The organism is Arthrobacter sp. Y3225116 (assembly GCF_059091245.1).
Window position 1 is genome coordinate 1 of sequence record NZ_JBNHGL010000358.1, and the last position, 2169, is coordinate 2169.

Below are 2169 nucleotides of genomic sequence, written 5' to 3' on the forward strand. Positions count from 1 at the left end.
TCCCGGGTGCCCTGCGTGGCCGTGTCCGCGTCGGCCACGCCGTCGATGCGCGGGAGCGCGAAGTGGCCGAAAAGCTTGGCCTCGGTCAGCGCGCGGCCCGGCCGGTCGGCGGGCATGGTCTCGGCCAGTTTGCGGCCGTAGGAGGAATCTGCCGGATCGGCCAGGCGCAACTCGATCTTGGTGCCGAAGAAGGACTGCTGGGCCAGCCGGATCTCGTTCTGCCGGTTGGCGGTGGTGATCACGTGGATGCCGTAGCCGCCGCCGCGGGCGATCAGGGCGTGCACAGCCGGTTCGATGTCCTCGAATTCGTCGGTCAGCAGGCCGTAGCCGTCCAGGACCAGCACGACGTCGGCGCTGGGCAGCTCGGGAATCTTGCCCTGGGCGCACAGCCTGCGCAGGGTGGCCAGCGAATCCACCTGGTACTTCTCGAACACGATCTCACGCTCGCCGAGCATGGCCAGCACTTCTTCCACCGTGCGGCGGACTACCTCGCGGTTGGTCCGCACGGCCACGCCGCCCACGTGCGGCAGGCCCTCCAGCGGGATCAGCGAGTTCCCCAGCAGGTCCACGCAGTAGATGCCCACTTCCTGCGGGCTGTGGGTCAGGGCCAGCGAGGCCGCAATGGTGCGCAGCGCGGTGCTCTTGCCCGACTGCGGCCCGCCGATGATGGCCACGTTGCCGCCCGCCGACTTCAGGTCCAGTTCCCAGACGCCCTGCCACTGCTTGGCCGGGTCATCGAGCAGGCCGATCGGGACCTTCAGCGCGCCGCCGGAGGCGAGCCGGATGCCCTGGCTGGTGGTGGTCACCGAACCGGCGGCGGTGTCCAGTGCCAGCGCCGCCGGCAGCGGCGGCAGCCAGATGGGATCCACGGCGCGCGGGAACCCGGCCAGGGTGGCCATCAGGGTGGACAGGACGGTCGGGCCGGTGGTGCGTTTGGACGCCCCGGTACGGGCCGGCCTGGCGGCAGCGGCGCCGGCCTCGTCCGTCCGCTCCAGGCTGGCCGCATAGGTGGGCATCGGCAGCACCCGGGGGCCGTCGTCGCCGGCGGTTTCCTCCGCCTCCTGGGCCTGGACATCCTCCAGCGGGCCCGACACGTAGCCGGCCTTGAATCTTGTGTAGACGGTGGTATCCACCTTCAGGTAGCCGTAGCCGGGGACCGGCGGCAGGTGGAAGGCGTCCGGCGTGTCCAGCACGGTGCGGGATTCAGACTCGGAGAGCGTGCGCAGCCCGATCCGGTAGGACAGGTAGGTCTCCAGCCCGCGCAGCTTGCCGGACTCGATCCGCTGGCTGCTCAACAGCAGGTGCACGCCGATGGACCGGCCGATCCGGCCGATGGAGAGGAACAGGTCGATGAAGTCGGGCCGGGCGGTGAGCAGTTCGCCGAATTCGTCGATGATCACCACCAGGTGCGGCAGCGGCTCCATGGCCTCGCCGCGGGCGAGCCGTTCCTGCCGGTGCAGCTGGTAGTCGGTGATGTTGGCGATGTTGCCGGCGGCCTTGAGCACTTCCTGCCGCCGGACCACCTCGCCGTTGAGGCTGGAGTAGATGCGTTCGATCAGGCTTGCGTCATCGGCGAGGTTGGTGATCACGCCGGAGACCTGCGGCGCGTCGGCGAAGGGAGCGAACGTGGCGCCGCCCTTGAAGTCCACCAGCACCATGGACAGCAGTTCCGGCGGATGGGTGGCCAGCAGTCCCAGCACCAGCGACCGCAGCATCTCCGACTTGCCGGAGCCGGTGGCGCCGACGCAGAGCCCGTGCGGGCCCATGCCGAACTGCGCCGATTCCTTCAGGTCCAGCAGGGCGGGCCGGCCGCGGTCGTCGGGGCCCAGCGGGATCCGCAGGAAGTCCACTTCGCTGCGGGGCTTCCAGAGCCGCCTGATGTCGGCCTCGTCCAGCGCCGGGCTCAGGCCGAGCATGTCCAGGAAGCTGTCCGAGCTGGCGGCGGTGTTGTGTTCCAGCGAGTCCGCCGAGAGCCGCATCGGCGCCAGTTCCCGGGCCAGCGCCTCGGCGGTCGGCACGGCCAGGGGGTCCAGCGTTCCCTGTTCCACGACCGGTTCGACCGGATCCTCGCGGTAGTTCTGGATCGTGAACCCCGAGTCCGACGGCGGGGCGCCGGAGGCCGCGGAATTCGCGGCCGCACCGGCCTGGGTGACGCGCACGCCGACCTCG

General features: G+C 70.5%; 1 protein-coding gene. It reads right to left on the reverse strand.

Going from position 1 to position 2169, the window contains the following annotated elements; translation table 11 throughout:
- Positions 1-2159, reverse strand: a 2159-nt coding sequence (locus AC5RV2_RS17295) for an FtsK/SpoIIIE domain-containing protein (RefSeq protein ID WP_494093359.1), incomplete at its 3' end; no start/stop codon positions are given.
- Positions 2160-2169 lie beyond the last annotated feature (10 nt).